Origin of the sequence: Streptomyces sp. NPDC001914 (assembly GCF_042891215.1) — a bacterium.
Classification (GTDB): Bacteria; Actinomycetota; Actinomycetes; order Streptomycetales; family Streptomycetaceae; genus Streptomyces.
The window spans coordinates 12,182-33,304 of sequence record NZ_JBIASW010000033.1 but is presented as its reverse complement, the minus strand read 5'-3'; the positions used below and the strand labels follow the sequence as shown (position 1 = coordinate 33,304).

At 70.7% G+C, this 21,123-nt stretch carries 16 protein-coding genes; 6 read left to right on the top strand and 10 right to left on the bottom strand.

The features are described from left to right. From ACFYYF_RS41130 to ACFYYF_RS41105, 6 genes are all read right to left on the bottom strand, one after another. On the bottom strand, positions 1-1,384 hold a 1,384-nt coding region (locus ACFYYF_RS41130; RefSeq protein ID WP_388784615.1), incomplete at its 3' end, for a DUF262 domain-containing protein. Positions 1,385-1,580: 196 nt separating this feature from the next. After that, entirely contained in the window at positions 1,581-3,335 is a 1,755-nt protein-coding gene (gene oxc / locus ACFYYF_RS41125; RefSeq protein WP_388784613.1) for an oxalyl-CoA decarboxylase, read from the bottom strand. Between the two features lie 120 nt (positions 3,336-3,455). Then, complete coding sequence (locus ACFYYF_RS41120) at positions 3,456-3,668, bottom strand: formate dehydrogenase subunit delta (protein ID WP_388784610.1); 213 nt, start codon at positions 3,666-3,668, stop codon at positions 3,456-3,458. A gap of 1 nt (position 3,669) precedes the next feature. Further along, positions 3,670-6,492 (bottom strand): formate dehydrogenase subunit alpha, encoded by a 2,823-nt coding sequence (gene fdhF / locus ACFYYF_RS41115; RefSeq protein WP_388784608.1) that lies wholly within the window; start codon positions 6,490-6,492, stop codon positions 3,670-3,672. After that, positions 6,489-8,114 carry a formate dehydrogenase beta subunit gene (locus ACFYYF_RS41110; protein ID WP_388784605.1) on the bottom strand — a complete coding sequence of 542 codons (1,626 nt, stop codon included), beginning with the start codon at positions 8,112-8,114 and terminating at the stop codon, positions 6,489-6,491. The genes fdhF and ACFYYF_RS41110 overlap by 4 nt, the downstream gene beginning before the upstream one ends. Continuing rightward, positions 8,111-8,590, bottom strand: a complete 480-nt coding sequence (locus ACFYYF_RS41105; RefSeq protein WP_388784602.1) for an NAD(P)H-dependent oxidoreductase subunit E — start codon at positions 8,588-8,590, stop codon at positions 8,111-8,113. The genes ACFYYF_RS41110 and ACFYYF_RS41105 overlap by 4 nt, the downstream gene beginning before the upstream one ends. Positions 8,591-8,951: 361 nt before the next feature. On the opposite strand from ACFYYF_RS41105, the gene ACFYYF_RS41100 reads away from it, so the two are divergent. Continuing rightward, on the top strand, positions 8,952-9,641 hold the full coding sequence (locus ACFYYF_RS41100; protein ID WP_388784600.1) for a GntR family transcriptional regulator: 690 nt from the start codon (positions 8,952-8,954) through the stop codon (positions 9,639-9,641). Between the two features lie 44 nt (positions 9,642-9,685). Here ACFYYF_RS41100 and ACFYYF_RS41095 read toward each other — a convergent pair whose 3' ends face one another. Then, positions 9,686-10,552 carry an acyl-CoA dehydrogenase family protein gene (locus ACFYYF_RS41095; protein WP_388784597.1) on the bottom strand — a complete coding sequence of 289 codons (867 nt, stop codon included), beginning with the start codon at positions 10,550-10,552 and terminating at the stop codon, positions 9,686-9,688. Positions 10,553-10,723: 171 nt separating this feature from the next. Then, positions 10,724-11,275 (bottom strand): beta-class carbonic anhydrase, encoded by a 552-nt coding sequence (locus ACFYYF_RS41090; RefSeq protein ID WP_388784595.1) that lies wholly within the window; start codon positions 11,273-11,275, stop codon positions 10,724-10,726. A gap of 179 nt (positions 11,276-11,454) precedes the next feature. Here ACFYYF_RS41090 and ACFYYF_RS41085 point away from each other — a divergent pair, with 179 nt between their 5' ends. From ACFYYF_RS41085 to ACFYYF_RS41070, 4 genes are all read left to right on the top strand, one after another. Next, positions 11,455-13,935 carry a heavy metal translocating P-type ATPase gene (locus ACFYYF_RS41085; protein ID WP_388784591.1) on the top strand — a complete coding sequence of 827 codons (2,481 nt, stop codon included), beginning with the start codon at positions 11,455-11,457 and terminating at the stop codon, positions 13,933-13,935. Positions 13,936-14,020: 85 nt separating this feature from the next. After that, positions 14,021-14,470 (top strand): DUF6153 family protein, encoded by a 450-nt coding sequence (locus ACFYYF_RS41080; RefSeq protein ID WP_388784588.1) that lies wholly within the window; start codon positions 14,021-14,023, stop codon positions 14,468-14,470. A gap of 91 nt (positions 14,471-14,561) precedes the next feature. After that, positions 14,562-15,218, top strand: coding sequence for a DUF305 domain-containing protein (locus ACFYYF_RS41075; protein ID WP_388784585.1), 657 nt, complete (start codon positions 14,562-14,564; stop codon positions 15,216-15,218). Positions 15,219-15,552: 334 nt separating this feature from the next. Then, positions 15,553-16,431, top strand: a complete 879-nt coding sequence (locus ACFYYF_RS41070; RefSeq protein ID WP_388784583.1) for an ABC transporter substrate-binding protein — start codon at positions 15,553-15,555, stop codon at positions 16,429-16,431. Positions 16,432-16,540: 109 nt separating this feature from the next. Here ACFYYF_RS41070 and ACFYYF_RS41065 read toward each other — a convergent pair whose 3' ends face one another. Together ACFYYF_RS41065 and ACFYYF_RS41060 are read right to left on the bottom strand one after the other, a co-directional pair. Beyond that, positions 16,541-19,195, bottom strand: coding sequence for a SpoIIE family protein phosphatase (locus ACFYYF_RS41065; protein WP_388784580.1), 2,655 nt, complete (start codon positions 19,193-19,195; stop codon positions 16,541-16,543). Positions 19,196-19,429: 234 nt separating this feature from the next. Next, entirely contained in the window at positions 19,430-20,176 is a 747-nt protein-coding gene (locus ACFYYF_RS41060) for an SGNH/GDSL hydrolase family protein (protein ID WP_388784620.1), read from the bottom strand. Between the two features lie 213 nt (positions 20,177-20,389). Here ACFYYF_RS41060 and ACFYYF_RS41055 point away from each other — a divergent pair, with 213 nt between their 5' ends. After that, positions 20,390-21,040 carry a 2'-5' RNA ligase family protein gene (locus ACFYYF_RS41055; protein WP_388784577.1) on the top strand — a complete coding sequence of 217 codons (651 nt, stop codon included), beginning with the start codon at positions 20,390-20,392 and terminating at the stop codon, positions 21,038-21,040. Positions 21,041-21,123 lie beyond the last annotated feature (83 nt).

Below are 21,123 nucleotides of genomic sequence, written 5' to 3'. Positions count from 1 at the left end.
CCTCACCAGCGAAAACACGGTCTCCTGGCGCAACCCGGCACCGCAGACCAAACATCAGATTCCGGGATGAAACAACGGGAGAAAACGACCTCTGAACCCGAGCGCGTGGGAAGACGTGGTGGAATTCGATCTTGGCACCGCTGGTCATCGGCTGATCGCTGATGGCGATGTTGGTGGCCCAGTCCCGCGCCGTGCCCCGCAGCGCGGCGATGTAGAGCAGCCTGAAGAAGGGATGCGTGGAGTACTTCTGTTCCAGGTCCCTCGCACGAAGGGGACTGTCCACGGACCGGGTGCCGGAAGCGCGGCGGATGAGCTCGGTGAACAGGTCCTCCCCACCTCGCGCTCTGATGAGCCTGGCCTCCGCGTCCAGCTTGCCCTCGACCTGCAGTGAGTAGTGGCTGAAGCCCATCGCCGTGTACACCCACCGGCGCAACAGCTGCGCTTCTCCCGGATGCAGCTTGCCGTCACGGTGGTGCAGCAGAAGGGCCGGCACGATGGCGACGTTCGGCGAAGAGAGGATCTCGGAACGGGGGATCGAGCACTCCCCGCGCAGGAAGTCGACGGCCAAGCGCAAGGCTCGCTCGGTGGCCTGCCATGCCTCCTTCAGGGCCGCCTCGTCCACGTCCGCTCCGATGAGCTTGATGTGGTGGGCGCCGGTTCCCGCGAGCAGACTCATCAGTCGAAGGACGGCTTCACGGTTCAACGCGAAGTTGCTGTCCTGGAGTTCCTGGTGGAAGGCATCCATGGTGTCGAGCCCGTCGGCCCAACGGGCTGCGATGGCGCTGTACACGAGATCACCCTTGGACAGTCGCCGGCCACCCTTGTTGAGCCGGGCGAAGACCTCGGCCACTTCCTCGTAGTCGTCGGATTCGTAGGTGATGACAGCGATCTGGTGATGCCGGATGCTGTTCACCTTCTGCAGTCGCTGTGTCCACGTGTCGAAGTGCGAATCGTCGAACTGGACTCCGGCCTTATGCAGAAGTTGATAGAACTGCGTGTTCTCCTGCAACAGCGTCGACACCGGAAACAGCAGCGGATCCTTGCGCTGTACCGCACTCGGGTTGACGAACTCCTCGGTGCGCACGTCGAAACGCAGGTCGATGAGACGGCCGTCCGCCTTGGACTCCGGTCGGTACACCCAGGCAAGTGAAGTCAGCCGCTGCTGACCGTCCAGCAGATAGAGAGGCTGGTGCACCGACTTGGACGCCTGGACCACGGCAGCAGTCTTGAAGGGGACGGCCAGGTTCGTCTTCCAGAGCAGCAACGCGCCGACCGGGTATCCCCGGTAAAGGGAGTCGAAGAGGTCACGTACGTCGGGCCTCATCCATACGAAGTCCCGCTGGATCGAGGGAATGACGACCCTGCCGTTCAGAAGGTCTTCCACCTGGGAAATGAACGTCTCGTTCGCCAGTCCCACACTTCCCCCAACCCGCACGCGTCTTTGCCGGGCCCAGGGTATCCATCGTCAGGTTCTTTTTGGGGGCCGACCAATGAGAACGGTGATCGTCGAAGTCCCATTCGACGGGGCGACCGTGTCACTGGTCGGCATATAAATCAGCTGGTCACACGCGGAGTTCGCGTTACCTCCCGCCCGACCCGATGTTCCCGCCCGTGATGCCCTTCGGGTTCAGGTGGGCGATGTGGCCGCTCTCGGTGCCGGCGGAGGGGTCGATGACGCAGTCGATGAGCGCCGGGCCGCCGGAGGCCAGGGCCTCGGTGAGGGCCGCGGTGACCTCGGCGGGCGTGGTGGCGCGGTAGCCCTTGCCGCCGAACGCCTCGATCATCCGGTCGTGGCGGGCCTCGGACATCAAGGTGGTCGGGGAGGGCGCGTCGCCCAGGGGATTGACGTCGTCGCCGCGGTAGACACCGCCGTTGTTCATGACGACCGTGACGACGGGCAGCCCGTACCGGCAGATCGTCTCCAGTTCCATGCCGCTGAACCCGAAGGCGCTGTCACCCTCCACGGCGACGACCGGGGCGCCCCCGCTCTCGACGGCCGCCGCGATCGCGTACCCCATGCCGATGCCCATGACACCCCAGGTGCCGCTGTCGAGGCGGTGCCGAGGTACGTGCATGTCGATGACGTTGCGCGCGATGTCCAGCGCGTTCGCGCCCTCGTTGACGATGTACGTCTCCGGGCGCTCGCGCACGACATCACGTACGGCCTTCAGTGCGCCCATGAACTGCATGGGGTGCGGATCCGCCCTCAGCCGCTCCGCCATCTTCGCGACGTTCTGCGCCGACCGCGCGCCCAGTTCCGCGCGCCAGGCGGCGGGGGCCGCGATCCTGCCGGGCTTGGCGCGCTCGGCGATCGCGTCCAGCACCGACTCGATGTCTCCGACGAGCGGGGCCGCGACGGGCTGGTTGCTGTCCATCTCCCTGGCCTCGATGTCGACATGGATGAACCGTGCGTCGGGGTTCCACTGGGGTGCCTGGCCGTGGTTCAGCAGCCAGTTGAGACGGGCGCCGACGAGCATCACGACATCGGCCTTCTTCAGGGCCAGCGAACGGGCGGTGGCCGCCGACTGCGGGTGGTCGTCGGGCAGCAGGCCCTTGGCCATCGACATCGGGACGAACGGGATGCCGGTGGACTCCACGAACTCGCGGACGCGTTCGTCCGCCTGCGCGTAGGCGGCGCCCTTGCCGAGCACCAGCAGCGGCCGTTCCGCGCCCGCGAGCAGTTCGACGGCCCGGTCCACCGCCTCGGGCCCCGGGAACTGGCGCGGCGCGGGGTCGACGATCCGGCTCAGCGTCCGCGCGCCCGCGTCCGCGTCCATGACGGAGCCGAGCACCGCGGCGGGGATGTCGAGGTACACGCCTCCGGGGCGTCCGGAGACGGCGGTGCGCAGGGCGCGCGCGATGCCCCGGCCGATGTCCTCGACGCGGCTCACCCGGTAGGCGGCCTTGCAGAACGGCTGCGCGGCGGCGAGCTGGTCCATCTCCTCGTAGTCGCCCTGCCTGAGGTCGACCAGATGCCGCTCGCTGGAGCCGGAGATCTGCACCATGGGGAAGCAGTTGGTGGTGGCGTTGGCCAGCGCGACCAGACCGTTGAGGAATCCCGGCGCGGACACGGTCAGGCAGATGCCGGGCCTCTTGGTCAGGAAGCCGGCGGCCGCGGCGGCGTGACCGGCGTTGCTCTCGTGCCGGAAGCCGACGTAGCGGATGCCCCGCGCCTGCGCGAGACGGGCCAGATCCGTGATCGGGATGCCGACGACACCGTAGATCGTGTCGACGTCGTTCATCTGCAGGGCGTCGACGACCAGGTGGTACCCGTCGGTGAGCTCGGTCTGCGCGTCGGCGTTCGCCGCGGTCTCTTGGGTCGAGGGGGCGGTCATGGTCCGAGGTCCTCCTTGGGCTGGTTCTGTCGTTTTCCGGTCCTGGTGGTGGCTCGTCCTGGTGGCTCGTCCTGGGGACCCGTCCTGTCCGCGGCAGGTCCCGGTGGCGGCCCGCCTCGCTCAGCGCAGGAGCCGCACCGCCGCGATCACCAGCGGGTGCAGCCCTTCGGCTCCGGCGTCGGCGTACGCGAGGAGCCGGGAGCGCATGCGGGGATCCCAGAAGCGGCCGATGTGCCCCGCGACGGCCTCGGCGGCCGCCTCATCGGGCAGGTGTCCGAGGTTCACGGCGATGTCGTTGGCCATCCGGCGCTCGGGCGGCACGGTCGCCGTCATCTCAGTCCACCACCGTGAGGACGTCGTCGGCGGCCCGTTCGGGTGCCGTCCCGCCGTGACCGAGCGGATGCGCGAGTCCGACCTGTACGGCCGTCACCTTGTACTCGGGGCAGTTGGTCGCCCAGTCCGAGTTCTCGGTGGTCACCACGTTGGCACCGGTCACAGGGTGGTGGAACGTGGTGTAGACGACGCCGGCCGGCATCCGGTCGGAGATCTCCGCCCGCAGGCTCGTACGCCCGACCCGGCTCGCCAGGGTCACCAGCGCGCCGTCCGTGATGCCGCGGACCTCGGCGTCGTGCGGGTGCAGCTCCAGGATGTCCTCGGGATGCCAGGCGACGTTGCCCGTACGCCGGGTCTGCGCGCCGACGTTGTACTGGCTGAGGATGCGCCCGGTGGTGAGCACCAGCGGGAAGCGCCGGGTGCTGCGCTCGTTGGTCGGCACGTAGGCGGTGACGACGAACCGGCCCTTGCCGCGCACGAATTCGTCGACGTGCATGACGGGCGTCCCCTCGGGCGCGGAGGCGTTGCACGGCCACTGCACGCTGCCCAGCTTGTCGAGCAGACCGAAGGACACTCCGGTGAACGTCGGGGTGACGGCGGCGATCTCGTCCATGATCCGGCCGGGATGGTCGTACGTCATCGGGTACCCCATGGCGGTGGCGATCTCGCACACGATCCGCCACTCGTGCATGCCGGTCCTCGGCTTCATCACGGCCCGCACCCGGTTGATCCGGCGTTCGGCGTTGGTGAACGTGCCGTCCTTCTCCAGGAAGGAGGCGCCGGGCAGGAAGACGTGCGCGAACTTGGCGGTCTCGTTGAGGAACAGATCCTGCACGACCACGAGTTCCATCGCCTCCAGGGCGGCGGTGACGTGCTGGAGGTTGGGATCGGACTGCGCGATGTCCTCGCCGTGCACGAACAGGCCCCGGAACGTCCCGTCGATCGCCGCGTCGAACATGTTGGGGATGCGCAGTCCGGGTTCGGCGAGGAGGGTGCCGCCCCACAGGTTCTCGAACACCTCGCGTACGGCGTCGTCGGACACATGGCGGTAGCCGGGCAGTTCGTGCGGGAAGGAGCCCATGTCGCAGGAGCCCTGCACGTTGTTCTGCCCGCGCAGGGGGTTGACCCCGACGCCGTCGCGGCCGATGTTGCCGCACGCCATCGCGAGGTTGGCCATCCCCATGACCATGGTCGAGCCCTGGCTGTGCTCGGTGACGCCGAGGCCGTAGTAGATGGCGCCGTTGGGTGCCGTCGCGTACAGCCGTGCGGCGGCGCGCAGTTGGCCGGCGGGGACGCCGCTGATCTCCTCGGTGGCCTCCGGGCTGTTCTCGGGCCGGGCGACGAACTCCGCCCAGGCGTCGAACCCTTCACAGCGGGCGTCCACGAAGGACCGGTCGACCAGCCCCTCGGTGACGACCACATGGGCCATGGCGTTGACGACGGCGACGTTGGTGCTGGGCCGGAGCTGGAGGTGGTGCGCGGCCTCGATGTGCGGTGAGCGCACCAGGTCGATGCGACGCGGGTCGACGACGATCAGCCGTGCCCCCTCGCGCAGGCGCCGCTTCATCCGGGAGGCGAACACCGGGTGCCCGTCGGTGGGGTTGGCCCCGATCACCATGATGACGTCGGCCTCCGCCACGGAGCGGAAGTCCTGGGTGCCGGCGGACTCGCCGAAGGTCTGCTTGAGTCCGTATCCGGTCGGGGAGTGGCAGACGCGGGCGCAGGTGTCCACGTTGTTGTTGCCGAACGCGGCGCGCACCATCTTCTGGACGACGTACACCTCCTCGTTGGTGCACCGCGACGAGGAGATCGCGCCGATCGAGCCCGCCCCGTGCCGGCGCTGGATGTCCCGCATCCGCCGGGCGACCGTGCCGATGGCCTCGTCCCAGCCGACCTCGCGCCAGGGGTCGGTGATCCTGTCGCGGACCATCGGCTTCAGGACCCGGTCGGGGTGGGTGGCGTAGCCGAAGGCGAAGCGGCCCTTCACACAGGAGTGGCCCTCGTTGGCGCCGCCGTCCTTGTACGGCACCATGCGGACGAGTTCGTCGCCGCGCAGCTCGGCCTTGAAGGAGCAGCCGACCCCGCAGTAGGCGCAGGTGGTGACCACCGACCGGGTGGGCATGCCGAGTTCGACGACCGACTTCTCCTGGAGCGTGGAGGTCGGGCAGGCCTGGACGCAGGCACCGCAGGAGACGCACTCGGAGTCCATGAACGTCTCCGCGGCACCGGGCGAGACCTTGGAGTCGAAGCCGCGCCCCTCGATGGTGAGCGCGAAGGTGCCCTGGACCTCGCCGCAGGCGCGCACGCACCGGGAGCAGGCGATGCACTTGGCCGGGTCGAAGTCGAAGTACGGGTTGGTGGTGTCCTTCTCGGCGTCGAGGTGGTTCTCGCCCTCGTAGCCGTACCGCACCTGCCGCAGGCCCACCACGCCCGCCATGTCCTGGAGTTCGCAGTCGCCGTTGGCGGGGCAGGTGAGGCAGTCGAGCGGGTGGTCGGAGATGTACAGCTCCATGACGCCCTGGCGGAGCTTCTCCACCTTCGGGGTCTGGGTCCTGACCCGCATCCCGTCCGCCGCCGGGGTGGTGCAGGAGGCCGGGGTGCCGCGCCGGCCGTCGATCTCGACCACGCACAGCCGGCAGGAGCCGAACGGCTCCAGACTGTCGGTGGCGCACAGTTTGGGTATGTCGACGCCGGCGAGCGCGGCGGCGCGCATCACCGAGGTGCCCTCGGGGACGGTCACCGCCAGCCCGTCGACCTCGACCGACAGGGTGGCGGCCCCGGGCCGTTCCGGGGTTCCGAAGTCGGGTTCCTTGAGCAGTGTCATGACGTGCCCTCCCCCCTCGCGCCGCTGTGCCGCCGGGAGTCGGGCTCCCGGCCGGCCTCGCGGGCGAGGAAGTCGTCAGGGAAGTGGGTGAGGGCGCTCCGTACGGGCATCGGGGTGAGCCCGCCCATCGCGCACAGCGAACCGTCGGTCATCAGGTCGCACAGGTCCTCCAGGAGCGCCAGGTTCTCGTCCCGGTGCCGGCCGGCCACGATCTTGTCGATGACCTCGACTCCGCGGACCGAACCGACCCTGCACGGTGTGCACTTGCCGCAGGACTCGGCGGCGCAGAACTCCATCGCGAAGCGGGCCTGGGCGGCCATGTCGACGGTGTCGTCGAAGACGACGACGCCCCCGTGGCCGACCATCGCGCCGGCCTCCGCGAAGGCCTCGTAGTCCATGGGCAGATCGAACATCGACGGGGGCAGGTAGGCGCCGAGCGGTCCGCCGACCTGCGCCGTGCGCACCGGGCGCCCGGAGAACGTACCGCCGCCGAAGTCCTCGACGAGTTCGCGCAGGGTGACACCGAACGCGGTCTCGACGATGCCGCCGTGCGCGATGTTGCCGCCGAGCTGGAACACCTGGGTGCCGCGGGAGCGTTCGACGCCGAGTCGCTCGTAGGCGCGCGCCCCGGAGGCGAGCACGACGGGGACGGTGGCGAGGGTGAGTACGTTGTTCACCACGGTCGGCCGGCCGAACAGCCCCTCGACCGCCGGGATCGGGGGTTTGGCGCGGACCGTGCCGCGCTTGCCCTCCAGGCTCTCCAGCATGGAGGTCTCCTCGCCGCAGATGTACGCGCCGCCGCCGACCCGCACGTGCAGGTCGAAGTCGAGTCCGGAGCCCAGGATGTCCCGGCCGAGCCAGTGGTGTTCGCGGGCGATGCCGATCGCGGCCCGCATCGTGGCCACCGCGTCCGGGTATTCCGAGCGGATGTAGACGTAGCCCTCGCTCGCACCGACCGCGTGAGCCGCGATGGTCATACCCTCGATGAGCATGAACGGGTCGCCCTCCATGACCATCCGATCGGCGAACGTGCCGCTGTCGCCCTCGTCGGCGTTGCAGCAGACGAACTTGAGGCCGTCCGCGCAGTCCAGGACGGTCTTCCATTTGATGCCCGCGGGGAAGCCCGCGCCTCCCCTGCCGCGCAGGCCGGACGCGGTGACCTCGGCGACCACGTCCGCGGGCGGACGCTCCAGCGCGGCGCGCAGTCCGGCGAGGCCGCCGTGTGCCACGTAGTCGTCCGTGGACAGCGGGTCGGTGACGCCGACCCGGGCGAAGGTGACCCTGTTCTGCCGTGCCAGCCAGGGCAGCCGGTCCACGACGCCGAGCCGCAGCGGGTGGTCGGCCCCGTCCAGCATGCCCGCGGCGAGCAGCCCTTCGACGTCGGACGGGGCCACGGGGCCGTATCCGACGCGGCCGTTCGGAGTCACGACCTCGACCAGGGGCTCCAGCCAGAGCATGCCGCGTGAGCCGTTGCGCACGACGTCGAGAGGGAGGCCGTCGCGCAGGGCGGCCTCGCGCAGGGCGTCCGCGATCTCGTCCGCGCCGACGGAGCGGGCCGCCGAGTCGCGGGGGACGTAGACGGTCGTCGCCGGGCGCGCCGTGCCGTTGACGTGGTCGTTCATGAGGAGACCGTCCCGTCCAGGATCGAGCCCAGCCGGGCGGGTCCGACGCGTCCGTACAGCCGCCCGTTCACCTCGACCGACGGACCCAGGGCGCAGTTGCCGAGACAGAAGACCTGCTCGACGGTGACGGCGCCGTCCGCGCTCGTCTCCCCGAGTGCCAGACCGGCCTCTCGGGCGTAGGCCACCAGGCGTTCGGCGCCGAGCGCCTGACAGGCCTCGGCCCGGCAGATGCGGACGGCGGTGCGTCCGGCGGGCTCTTTGCGGAAGTCGTGGTAGAAGGTCACCACTCCGTGGACGTCCGCCCGGGAGAGGTTGAACTCGTCGGCGAGCACGGGAATCGCCTCCTGCGGCACATGTCCCAACTCGGTCTGTACGGCGTGCAGTACGGGAAGGAGCGCGCCGCGCTGATCCCGGTGGGCGGCCGCCGCCCTGCGGACCACGCTCTCGACCGTCACGTCACCCACGCTGGCCGTCATGATCGCTCCGCCTTCCGTCGTGCGGGTCCCCGGCGATGCTCGTGAGACTGGGACACTACCCCATACAGGCTTCTGTATACAGAACTCAATCCGAATCAACCTCCAGCATTCGGAGGGCCGTTGACCGCAGAGACGATGGCAGGAAAACCCTCGCGGGAGATCGGCGCACCCCGTGCCACGCCGATCTCCCGCGGCCCGTGCGCACGCGGCACCCCCGCCGACCTGGGATCACCTCCCGGCGACCCGCCGTCTTGCATACGAAAACCTGTATGCTGACGCAGCCGTCCGCAACCCTTTCGGCGGCCACCACCTCTTGGCAGAGCCGTCGGCCCCGCGGGCCCGGTGGCGGAACGGGGCTCCCATGCGTGAGGCACTCACGGCCGCCGCGACCCGGCGCGTCACCCGCCCGGCACCACTGCGGCAGGCCGTGTACGACGCCCTGACCGAGCTGATCGTCAACGGCTCCCTCAAGCCCGGCCAGCACCTCGTCGAAGCCGAACTCGCCGAGCATCTCGGGGTCAGCCGCCAGCCCGTACGGGAGGCCCTGCAGCGACTCCAGACCGACGGATGGGTCGACCTGCGCCCCGCCCAGGGGGCCTTCGTGCACTCCCCCACCGAGGAGGAGGCGGCCCAACTCCTCGGTGTCCGAGCGGTTCTGGAGACCTATTCCGCCCAACTCGCCGCCCAGCACGCGAAGCCCGAGGACGTGGAGCGGCTCTGGGAGTTGCACGGCGAAGGCGTCGACGCTCTCGCCGCCAGCAACATCGAGCGGCTGGTCGCGGCCAACACCGCGCTGCACACGTGCGTCACGTCGATCGCCGACAACGCCGTACTGGCCGAACTCATCGCGGGTGTCAGCCAGAAGGTGCGCTGGTACTACACGCCGATCGCGCGGCCCCGCGGCAAGGAAGCCTGGAACGAACACGCCCAGCTCATCAGGGCCATCGCCAAGGGCGACGCCGACCGCGCCGGCGAGGTCATGCGCAAGCACACCGAGCGCACCACCGGCTTCTACCGCAAGCAACTCGCCGCCGGGGCGAACCAGGACTGACCGGAGGGGCCCTCGCGCGGGACTCATGACGCCCGTCCGCCGCATCACGCCGCGGGGGCGGGCCGGAGCCCGGCGTCTGCGGGCTTGAGCTCGTTGTCCACCGACTTGAATCCCTCGTCGGCGGACTTGAGCCCTGCGGCCGCGGATCCGAGCTCCAGCAGCCACGGCGAGGTGCTGCGCCGCAGGACGTCGGCCCCTCCCCCGTCCCGTCCGAGCAGGACGTCGGCGGGCACGAGCACCGGATCCGCGTGCAGGCTGGAGGTGCCGCTGCCCGGCGGCCCTCCCCCACCGGGGCGGGCCGGGACGAACAGGTCCGAGGCCTGCGCCGGGACGACCCACAGCGTCATGCCGTCCCGCCCGTCGAGCGGTCGCGACGACCAGAGGTAGCTGTCGGCCTCGCCCGCCGCGACGACCTGCCACTTGCGGCCCCGCAGGGCGACCACGTCGGCGAAACGGACGGCGGTCGAACGGGGCCTCGCGTACGTCGTCCCGATTGCCGTCTCGTACGGCCGCACGTAGGTCCTCTCGTACGGCAGCCCGCATGTCGTGTCGCACGTCGCCTCGTACGGATCCTCGTCCAGCGCGAGGCTCACGAGGTGCCGTCCGGCGGCGATCTCCCCCCGCACCCAGGAACCGCCGCAGGACTCGATGGCGGCGACCGCGGCGAAGTGGGACGCGAGCACGGCGGCGGTCGCCGGGCAGACCCGGGCGGTCCGCCCGACCACGTCGAGCGCCTCCGACAGCCCGAGCCCGGCGCCGCCGTACTCCTGAGCGACGGTCAGACCGAGGAGCCCGGCACGACCGAAGGCCGACACCACCTCACGGGGGAACCGGCCCTGCCCTGCGGCAAGTTCGGCTTCGGGGGCGACGACTTCGGCCAGGACGGCCGAGAGAGAAGTGCGGTAGGACACGGGGTGACCCCCTCCTCGCGAACAGCTTCCCACGGGAACTGCATACAGTATGCAGTTGACCGCCGCAGTGCGCCAGGGAGACGCATGGACGAATCCAGGAGGGGCTGCCCGCGGACGACGGGCGACGGGCGACGGGCGACGGGCGACGGGCGACGGGCGACGGGCGACGGCTCAGCCTCTCGGGTCGATCTCCCTCAGCAGTCCGGTCGTGACGTCGAAGACGAAGCCGCGGACGTCGTCGGTGTGCGGCAGGAAGGGCGACGTACGCACCCGCTGCATCGACTGCCGTACGTCCTGGTCGACGTCACGGAACGCCTCGACCGCCCAGGCCGGCCGCTGCCCGACCTCCATCTCCAGCTCGTGCCGGAACTCCTCCGTGATGCTCTGCAGCCCACAGCCCGTGTGATGGATGAGTATGACGCTGCGGGTCCCGAGGGCACGCTGACTGATCGTCAGGGAGCGGATGGTGTCGTCGGTGACGACACCGCCCGCGTTGCGCACGGTGTGACAGTCGCCCAGCTGGAGACCGAGCGCGGCGTGCAGATCGATCCGGGCGTCCATGCAGGCGACCACGGCGACGCGCTGGACCGGCCGCGCATCCATGCCCGGGTCGGCGAACCCGGCGGCATACGCCCGGTTCGCCGCCACGAGCCGGTCGGTCACCGTCCCGTCACCCGGGCGTTCGGCGGACTGAGCGGGACGACGGGATGCTGAAGTCGACATGGAAGGGCTACCTCACTCCGGTCGGTGACGGAGAGACCTCTACCCCTTCCATGTATGCGATATGCGATAGCCCGGATTCTCACCGCTCCTCACGGAGCCACTGCGTCATCCGGTGGGAAGGAACGGTGTCCGGCCCCGGAGCTGCGCCGATTCGCCAACCGCTGCGCCACAGTGGTGCCGTGCACGACCACGACACGGAACACGGTGGCCACGCGAAGACGCCGAAGGACCGCAGCACCGCCGTGCTGGACGTCCGGGGGCTGGCCTGGGCCTCCCAGCAGAGCACCGTCACAGCGGTCCTCGGACGGCGGCCGGGGGTTCTCGACGTCGAGACCAACCCGGTGGCGCAGACGGCGACGGTGGTCTACGACCCGCGTCGGACGTCCCTGGCCGAGCTGCGGAACTGGGTGACGGACTGCGGGTACCACTGCGCGGGGCAGTCCGTCCCGACACACATCTGCGACCCCATGACCGAACCCGCCCCGCGCAAGACGGCCACTCCGGCCCCGACAGCGGCGCCCACACCCGCACCCGCACCCGCACCCGCACCCGACGCAACGTCAGGGACCGCGCCCGCCTCGACACCGCCGTCCCCTCCGGACGAGACGACGGGTCACGGCGCGCACGGGGACATGTCCATGGCCGCCATGGTCGCCGACATGCGCAACCGGTTCCTCGTGGCCGCGCTCTTCTCGGTCCCGATCGTGCTGTGGTCGCCGATCGGCAGGGACGTCCTCCGTCTGGACCTGCCCGTCCCCTTCGGGCTGCGCGAGGACGTGTGGGCGCTGCTGCTGAGCCTGCCGGTGATTCTCTACTCCTGCACGATCTTCTTCGACGGCGCCCTCCGCGCCCTGCGCGCCCGCACCCTCGACATGATGGTGCTGGTGGCGGTCGCGGTGGGCTCGGGCTGGCTGTACTCGTTGATCGTCACCCTCACCGGTGGCGGTGACGTCTTCTACGAGGCGGTCACCGTGCTGGCCTCCTTCGTCCTGCTCGGCCACTGGTTCGAGATGCGGGCCCGTGGCGGCGCCAACGAGGCCATCCGCAGCCTGCTCGACCTCGCCCCGCCGAAGGCGCTCGTCCTGCGCGGCGGAGAGCCCGTCGAGGTGCCCACCGCCGAGATCGTGGTCGGCGACCTGCTGCTGGTCCGGCCCGGAGCCAAGATCGCCGTGGACGGTGTGGTCGAGGAGGGCACGAGCGAGATCGACGAGTCGATGGTCACGGGCGAGAGCCTGCCCGTGCACAAGGAGCCCGGCTCACCGGTCGTCGGAGCCACCATCAACGCGAACGGCACGCTGCGGGTGCGGGCGACGAAGGTCGGCTCCGACACCGCGCTCGCCCAGATCGTACGACTCGTCCAGGAGGCCCAGAACTCCAAGGCACCCGGGCAGCGACTGGCCGACCGCGCCGCCTTCTGGCTGGTCCTCGTCGCCCTGATCGGCGGCGCCGTGACGCTGGCGGTCTGGCTGCTCGTCGGCCGCCCGCCGAGCGAGGCCATGCTGTTCGCGATCACCGTCGTGGTGATCACCTGCCCGGACGCGCTGGGGCTCGCCACGCCCACCGCGATCATGGTGGGGACCGGACTCGGGGCGAAGCGGGGTGTGCTGTTCAAGAACGCCCTGGGCCTGGAGACCTCGGCCCGGGTCCGGACCGTCGTCATGGACAAGACGGGCACCCTCACCAAGGGCGAGCCGGAGGTCACCGACGTCCTCACCTTCGCCCCGACGACCGAGGACGAACTCCTGCGCCTGGTGGCCGCGGTGGAGCGGGAGTCCGAACATCCCCTGGCGGAGGCGGTCGTACGGTACGCCGAGGCCAGGGGGATCGCGGGCGAACGGGCGGAGGAGTTCGAGAACGTGCCCGGGCACGGCGCGATCGCCCGGGTGTCGGGCCACCGGGTCGTGGTCGGCAACCGCCGGCTGGCCGAGCGCGAGGGCGTCGGCCTCGCCGAACTGGCCCGAGACCGGGACAGGCCGGCCGCCACGGGACGTACGGTCGTGATCGCGGCGGTCGACGGCCGCGCGGCCGGACTCATCGGCATCGCGGACGCCCCGAGGGAGACGTCGCAGGCCGCGGTCCGCGAACTGCACGCTCTCGGTGTCGAGGTCGTCATGCTCACCGGCGACAACCGGGCGACCGCCGAACGGATCGCCGGGCAGCTCGGCATCGACACCGTGATCGCCGAGGTCCTGCCCGGCGACAAGGCCGCCGAGGTGGCCGAACTGCAGGCCGGCGGAGGCGAGGTGGCCATGGTGGGCGACGGTGTGAACGACGCTCCCGCGCTCGCCCGGGCCGACCTCGGCATCGCGATCGGCGCGGGCACCGACGTCGCCATCGAGACCGCGGACCTGGTCCTGATGCGCTCCGATCCGCTGGACGTGCCCACCGCCCTGCGCATCGGTCGCGGCACCCTGCGCAAGATGCGCCAGAACCTCGGCTGGGCCATCGGCTACAACGCGCTGGCGCTGCCGATCGCCGCGGGCGTCTTCGAACCGGCCTTCGGTTTCGTCCTGCGCCCGGAGATCGCCGCGCTGTCCATGTCGGGCTCCAGTGTCATCGTCGCCGTCAACGCCCTGTCCCTGAAGAGACTTCGGCTGCCCGGCCCCGGCCGGACCTCCGTGGCGTCTGTCGAGCGGCGTGGTGGAACCCGGGAGGAGTAGCCCCTCACAGCCGGTTCACCGCCGTGCCTGTACCGTCGAGGCACACAGACGTCGGCCGGACGGACCGGGAGAGCGCGCGGTGCGGGTGAGCAGACACGTACGGACGGCAGGCGCCTTCGGGCACCTGCTGCTCGTCGTCGTGCTCGCGCTCGGCGTTTTCCTCATGCACAGCCTGGGACACCCCCAGGAATCCGGCTCCACCACCATGAGCAGCGCGTCCCACAGCGCGGTGGACGCCATGGAAGAGAACCCGGCGCACGGTCCCGGAGCGGTCACGCCCATGCGCACGACCGGGAAGACGAAGAGCCCCGGGCACCTCGCGTCCCCGCACGAACCGCCCATGACGATGGACATGTTGTCCCTCTGCGTGGCCGTACTCCTGGGCGCGGCCGTCCTCATCGCCCTCGTGCGTTCGGCGTTCGCGGGCCATCCCGGCCAGTTGGCCGCCCTTCTGGCGCGGTCACACGTCGTGGCGCGTTCCCGGCCGCCGCCACGCGGCCCCGATCTCACCCGGTTGTCGGTCCTGCGGCTGTAGGCCGACGCGCCCTCGCGGACACGCGGCAGCGTGCTCCCGCGATCTCGCGTACGCCCCAACAGCCGAGAACCACACACGAGGTGATTTCGACATGACCGCCTTCACGCGTGCCCCGCGCCGCGGATCCGCCCGCCGCTTCACCGCCGTCGGCGTCGTCGTCGCCGGCGCCCTGCTGCTCTCCGCCTGCGGCGGCGACGGCGACGACACCGCCGACACGAACCACGGAAGCGGCCACGGCCGGGCGACCGGCACGGCGAAGCCGACGGCCACGGCGACCGGCACGGCCGGTGTCCACAACGCGGCGGACGTCCAGTTCGCGCAGATGATGATCCCGCACCACGAACAGGCCGTGGAGATGGCCGAGTTGGCCGACGGCCGCGCCTCCGACCCGGAGATCAGGTCCCTCGCCACGAAGATCAAGAAGGCTCAGGACCCCGAGATCAGGACGATGACGGGATGGCTTCGGTCCTGGGGCGCGCCGGCCGCCATGGGTGACATGCCCGGCATGGACATGGGCGACGGCATGATGTCCGACAAGGACATGACGGAGCTCAAGGCCATGAAGGGCTCGAAGTTCGACAAGATGTTCGCCCAGATGATGATCGGCCATCACAACGGGGCGATCTCCATGGCCAAGGACGAGCGCGAGAGCGGCAGGTACACCGGCACGGTGAAGATGGCCGGCGCCATCGTCACGGGCCAGTCCGCCGAGGTCGAGCAGCTCCGGGGAATCCTCGACCGGCTCTGACCCCACCGGCCGCGGCGCGGGCTCCCCTTGCACACCGGGGAGCCCGCGTCCCGGCCCGGGGGCACCGATGACGAGGACGGCCACGGCCCCCGTCGTTCCACAGGCCGTGCGGCATCCGTCCGTACACGCGGCATCCGTCCGTACGGGTGGCGGTTCCAGAACGCGCGGCGAGGGGACCGGGCCGACGGTGACGCGGCCGGCGCACGGGGCGGCGGTGTCCGGACAGCGCCGTGAGCAGGGCAGCCCGGGAATCCTCCCACGTGGCTCCGGCGGTCGTATGGTTCGGGGTGATTTATGGTGACTCAAGGAGGATGCCCCGACCGGAGGTGCAATGATGCGCGCCGCGGCAGCGATCGTCTCCCTGGCTGTCGGCGCGGCGTTCGCCGTCGCGACATCGGCCTGCGACGAGGGCGGATCGGAGTCGTCGAACCCCCAGTACGGAGACTGCGAGGTCTCAGGGCGTCACGGGGAGTTCCATCTGACACCCCGGACGGCGGGCGCCCTGACGGTCAAGACGACCCTGCCCGCGCCCGGCTGGTGGAACGGCAGCACACCTGCCTCCGTGAAGAGCGGCTACGAGTACTGCATGGCCGCCAACATCGCCTACCGGTCCGGACTCGACCGGCTGAAGGTGGAGAACGCCCCCTTCCCGGACGTCGTGTCCGGGAAGACCAAGAACTTCGACCTGGCCCTCGCGCAGATCACGATCACCCCGGAGCGGAGCAAGGTCGCCGAGTTCTCCCCGCCCTATCTCGACTCGACCCTGGGTGTACTCATCAGGGACGGCGAGAAGATCGACGAGGACAACCTCCGTGACGTGCGCATCGGCGTGGCCGAGGGCACCACGGGCGAGGAGTTCGTCAAGAACCGCCTCAAGCCGGCCAAGCCCGTCACCGCCTTCGCCAACGACCCCGAGATGGTCACGGCGCTGGAGGAGGGCCGGATCGACGCGGTCGTGCACGACACGACGATCCTGCTGGCCTATCCGCAGAAGCGGGAGGGCAGGGTGCGCATCGTGGGGCAGTACCGGACCGACCAGGGGTACGGCGCGCTGTACCCGAAGGGGTCGCCCAACAAGGACGAGCTGGACCGGATCATCAAGCAGCTGATCGACGACGGGACGCTCGCCAAACTGTCGGTCGTCTATCTCGGAGCCGCCTTCGGCCAGGACCCGGACAAGATCCCGTACTTCACGGTGGACACCGGCTCCTGAACGCTCCGGACCGCCGCACGCAACGGAGCCCGCACCTACCGGCGCCCGCGCATCCCTAAGCCCGCGCGCCCCACGGAGGTCACACGCGGCGGCCCGCTCCGGTCCCGCGTCACAGATCCGCCATCAGGAGGGCGCCCAGGTCGAAGGCGGCGCCGGCGTCGAGCGCCTGCTCAGCCCAGATGATCTTGCCCCGGTCGGTGTACCGGGTCCCCCAGCGGCGCGACATCTGCGCGACGAGGAACAGACCGCGGCCCCCTTCGTCGGTGATGGCCGCGCGGCGCAGGTGCGGGGAGGTGCTGGTGCCGTCGGCGACCTCGCAGATCAGGCTGTCGCGGTCGCGCAGCAGCCGCAGGCTGATGGGGCTTCCTCCGTACCTGATGGCGTTGGTCACGAGCTCGCTGAGGATCAGCTCGGTGGTGAAGGCGGCCTCGCCGAGCCCCCAGGCCTCCAGCCTGCGGGTGGCCTCGGCGCGGATCCGGGAGACGGCCGCGGGATCGTCGGGCACCTCCCACTCCGCGACCTGGCCCGGGTCGAGCAGCCGGGTGCGTGCGACGAGCAGGGCGACGTCGTCGCTCGCCCTGGTGCGCAGCATCGCGTCGAGCACGGTCTGGCAGGTCTCCTCGGGAGAACTGCCCTCCGTGTGGGCGAGCGCGTCCTTCAGCATGCCGAGCCCGGTGTCGATGTCACGGCCGCGGGCCTCGACCAGGCCGTCGGTGTAGAGGACGAGCCGGCTGTCGGCGGCCAGCCGGATCTCCGCCGTCTCGACCGGCAGGCCCGCCCCGACGCCCAGGGGCGGGGCCACGGGGATGTCGGGGAAGGTCACGGAGCCGTCCGGCGAGACCAGCGCCGGACCGGGATGACCGGCCCGGGCGAGAACACACCGCCCGGTGACCGGATCGTAGACCGCGTACAGGCAGGTGGCACCGGTGATGGCCTCGGCCGCCGCGTCCTCGTCGATCCGGGTGATCAGGTCGTCCAGGTGCCCGAGGATCTCGTCCGGGGGGAGGTCGAGGGCGGCGAAGTTGTGCACCGCCGTCCTCAGGCGGCCCATGGTCGCCGCGGCGTGCAGACCGTGTCCGACGACGTCGCCGACCACCAGCGCCACCCGGGCACCCGGCAGCGGGATGACGTCGTACCAGTCGCCGCCCACCCCCGCCTGGGCAGGCAGGTACCGGTGCCCGACGTCCAGGGCGGACAGCTCGGGGAGCACGCCGGGCAGCAGGCTGCGCTGGAGGGTGACGGCCGTGATGTGCTCGCGGGTGTAGCGGCGGGCGTTGTCGATGCACACGGCCGCCCGGGCGGCGAGTTCCTCGGCCGGGGACAGGTCGTCCGGCTCGAAGGGGGTCTGCTCCGAACGCCAGAACTCCACGACCCCCAGCAGTTGGCCCCGCGCCTGGAGCGGCACCGAGATCATGGAGTGGATGCCGTACGCGATGATCCGCCCCGTACGCTCCGGGTCCTGGGACAGCCAGCCGTCGGCCGTGGCGAGGTGCTCCACCAGGACCGGCCGGCCGGTGACCATGCCGATGGCCACCGGGTGGCCGGGCACGTGCTGTATGCGCGTCCCGACGGGAGAAAGGGGCGCGTCGTCACGGATGCCCCTGGCCGCGACCCGGTGCATCTCCACGCTTGCGCCCGTCGGCTCACCACCGTGCAGCACGGGCTCCACCAGCTCGATGGTGGCGAAGTCGGCGAAGCGCGGGACCGCGACCTCGGCCAGTTCCTCGGCGGTGCGCTTCACGTCCAGGGTGGTGCCGATGCGGGTGCCGGCGTCGTAGAGCAGTTGCAGGCGTCCGCCCGCCACGTCCGCCCGGCCCGCGAGGGCGCGCAGCTCCGTGGTGTCACGCAGGGTGGCGACGCTTCCCCCCTTCGGGCCGACCGGCCGCACGTTGACCGCGAGCAGGGTGTCCCCGGCGAGGAAGACCTGGTCCGTGGCCGCCTGGCCCGATCCCAGCAGCACGGCGAGGGCGGGGCTCAGCCCGAGTCCGGTGACCGGCCTGCCCTCGGCCTCCGGGGGCAGCTCGAGGAGCCGGCGCGCCTCGTCGTTGACCAGCAGCAGTGTTCCGTCGCCGTCCAGGATGAGCACGCCTTCCCGGACCGCGTGCAGCACCGCATCGTGGTGCTCGTACATCCGGGTCATCTCCACCGGTCCCAGGCCCCCGGTCTGACGTCGCAGACGCCCGCTGACCAGTGCCGAGCCGCCCGCGGCCAGCACCAGCGCGACACCGCCGGCGGCGAAGATCACCGGCAGCTGGTGCTGGACGACACCGGCCACCTTGTCCACCGTGACGCCGACGGTGACCAGGCCGACGACCGTGCCCTTGTCGTCGAAGACGGCGACCGTCGAGTCGACCGCCTTCCCCAGACTGCTGTCGAACGTGGTCTGGTGGGGCTCGCCCCCGAGCGCCGCGCCGTAGGAGGTGGAGACGTGCTTGCCGATCTGGTCCGGGTCCGGGTGGGTCCACCGGAAGCCGTAGGGGCTCAGGGCCACGACGTAGTCGACGCCGGTCTTCTTGCGCACCACCTCGGCATGCGGCTGGAGCAGCGCCGTGGGGTCCTTGCTCTTCATCGCCGCGGCGGTGCCCGGGGCGTTCGCGAACGTCTCGGCCACGGCCAGTGACCGGTCGCCCGCCTCCCGGATCGCGCGGTTGCGGTCCTGGAACACGAGCACGACGACGGCCGTGGCGATGAGCAGCAGGACGACCGCCAGTTGCAGCAGGAAGACCTGACCGGCGACGCTGCGCGGTGTCAGCAACGACCGCATACGCCGCCCGGCCGATCGACGATGGGCCTCCGGGCCGGCTTCCGGCGGCCCGGCCTTCGGCGGCACACGGTCGCCCCGTCGGCTCGCCGGGACGTATCGCCCAAGTTTGCCCATTTCATCAGTATCAGTGACCACCCCGGCGGGCGCGGCTCAGGATGGGCCGATCCCGGGGCGAGGTCCGCCCTTCGATGGCGAAGGTGGGGGGCGAGCCGGGTCGGCCCACCCCCGGGGCGGTCAGCTGTTGGCGTTGAGGACGGGGTAGTAGCCACTGGCGTGGCCGGTGGCGGTGGGGTGGTACGACTCCCAGCTCGGCGAGACCACCAGGGAGTGCAGCCAGCCGTCGCTGGAGCACAGCTCATGGCCGCCGAACGTGGTGCGGACGTCTCCGAAGACGAAGCCGTGGGCGGCGGCACGGGCGGCGATGACGCCGTCGATGACGTCCGAGGCCTCGTCGATCTTGCTGTGCTTGGTGGCGCTCAGGCCGACGCAGAAGACGTTGAGCGTATACATGCGCGGGTAGCCGAGAACGACCACCTTGGCGTTGGGCGCCTTGGCGCGGATGGCGTCGTAGGTGGCGTCCAGGCGGGCGGGGAGCGTGTTCCGGGCGTAGTTCTCGGCCGTGTTCACGCGATTGACGCAGTCGGTGTCCGAGCCGGTCACGCACGTCGTCATGACGTCCGAGAAGCCGGCGTCGTTGCCGCCGATGGTGAGCGAGACGAGGCCGGTGGAGGAGTTCAGGGGAGCGAGCTGGCTGTTCGTCACGTCCGTGGTGACCGCGCCCGAGCAGGAGGTGTCGGCGAACGAGGACGGTGCGTGGGCGTTCTTCCACAGGTAGGGGTAGGCACTGAGGCTGCGGTGGCAGCCTCCGCTCGAACTGTCGTAGTTCCCTGCGCCGTTGCCGGCCGAGTACGAGTCACCCAGTGCGACGTAGGCCGGTCCGGCGGCGTGCGCCGGACCGGTCAGCACCAGGCCGAACATCATCGCGAGACCGAAGGCGACAAGGGTGGATCGCAGATTGACGCGTCTCACAGGACCTCCCTGAGCGGGAAAGCTGGCCCTCATTTGGTACAACGGACAACCACTTGACGGAAGTGTTCATGTCAACATTGTTTCCGTATTCAACATCACGTTTGACGTCACGGAAACACGCGCGACGGCACCCTGGAGGAGGCGGGCGGTGCGACAGGGCACGTGATGCGAACCAGCGACGAGACCGGCCACGGGGGCCACCGCCGTGCGGGCGGGGACCCGGCCCGCACGGCGGTGGCCTGGATCCCGCCCGCGGAGCTGTGGCCGCCGATCCAGGACATCCGCCGGGACCACGATCCGCAGATCCACCGCTGGCCGCCGCACGTCAACCTGCTGTTCCCCTTCGTGCCCGAGTCCGACGTCGAGCAGGCCGCCCCGCTGCTCGCCGAGGCGGCGGCCGAGGCGGCGGTCTTCACCGCCCGGCTGGAGGGAGTACGGACCTTCCGGCACAGGGCGTACTCCACCGTGTGGCTCGATCCGGCGGCGGCCGGCAAGGGGCCGTGGCACGACCTGCACCGCGCACTTCAGCAGCGGTTCCCGCTCCGTCAGGGGCCCGCCAGGGACTTCACTCCCCACCTCTCCCTGGGCCGGACCCGGGATCCGCGGCGCGTCGGCGCCGACTGCGCCGGCCGGCTCGACCCCATGACGGCGACCGTCCGGGAACTCGTCCTGTTGTCACGCAGGGGACACGGGCCGATGCGGCCCCGGGCGACGATCGCCCTGCGTACGGGCCTGATCCGCAGGCTCCCCGAGCCCGGCCCCGAGGCGCCCGGACCGGAGGACACGGCATGGCTCGCCGAGATCTCCGACAGGTGAGACCACGGCCGCCGAGCGGAGTCCGGGCAGGGTCAGGGCGGAGGCCCGGCGACGCACGCGCGCGGCGTGAGACCCGCCACAAA

Coding starts and splice junctions, on each gene's coding strand:
- oxc (WP_388784613.1), bottom strand. CDS start 3,335: ATGACCGCCCCCTCGACCCAAGAGACCGCGGCGAACGCCGACGCGCAG.
- ACFYYF_RS41100 (WP_388784600.1), top strand. CDS start 8,952: ATGCGTGAGGCACTCACGGCCGCCGCGACCCGGCGCGTCACCCGCCCG.
- ACFYYF_RS41055 (WP_388784577.1), top strand. CDS start 20,390: ATGCGAACCAGCGACGAGACCGGCCACGGGGGCCACCGCCGTGCGGGC.
- ACFYYF_RS41120 (WP_388784610.1), bottom strand. CDS start 3,668: ATGACGGCGACCGTGCCGCCCGAGCGCCGGATGGCCAACGACATCGCC.
- ACFYYF_RS41105 (WP_388784602.1), bottom strand. CDS start 8,590: ATGACGGCCAGCGTGGGTGACGTGACGGTCGAGAGCGTGGTCCGCAGG.
- ACFYYF_RS41090 (WP_388784595.1), bottom strand. CDS start 11,275: ATGTCGACTTCAGCATCCCGTCGTCCCGCTCAGTCCGCCGAACGCCCG.
- ACFYYF_RS41070 (WP_388784583.1), top strand. CDS start 15,553: ATGCGCGCCGCGGCAGCGATCGTCTCCCTGGCTGTCGGCGCGGCGTTC.
- ACFYYF_RS41060 (WP_388784620.1), bottom strand. CDS start 20,176: ATGATGTTCGGCCTGGTGCTGACCGGTCCGGCGCACGCCGCCGGACCG.
- ACFYYF_RS41110 (WP_388784605.1), bottom strand. CDS start 8,114: ATGAACGACCACGTCAACGGCACGGCGCGCCCGGCGACGACCGTCTAC.
- ACFYYF_RS41075 (WP_388784585.1), top strand. CDS start 14,562: ATGACCGCCTTCACGCGTGCCCCGCGCCGCGGATCCGCCCGCCGCTTC.
- ACFYYF_RS41065 (WP_388784580.1), bottom strand. CDS start 19,195: ATGCGGTCGTTGCTGACACCGCGCAGCGTCGCCGGTCAGGTCTTCCTG.
- fdhF (WP_388784608.1), bottom strand. CDS start 6,492: ATGACACTGCTCAAGGAACCCGACTTCGGAACCCCGGAACGGCCCGGG.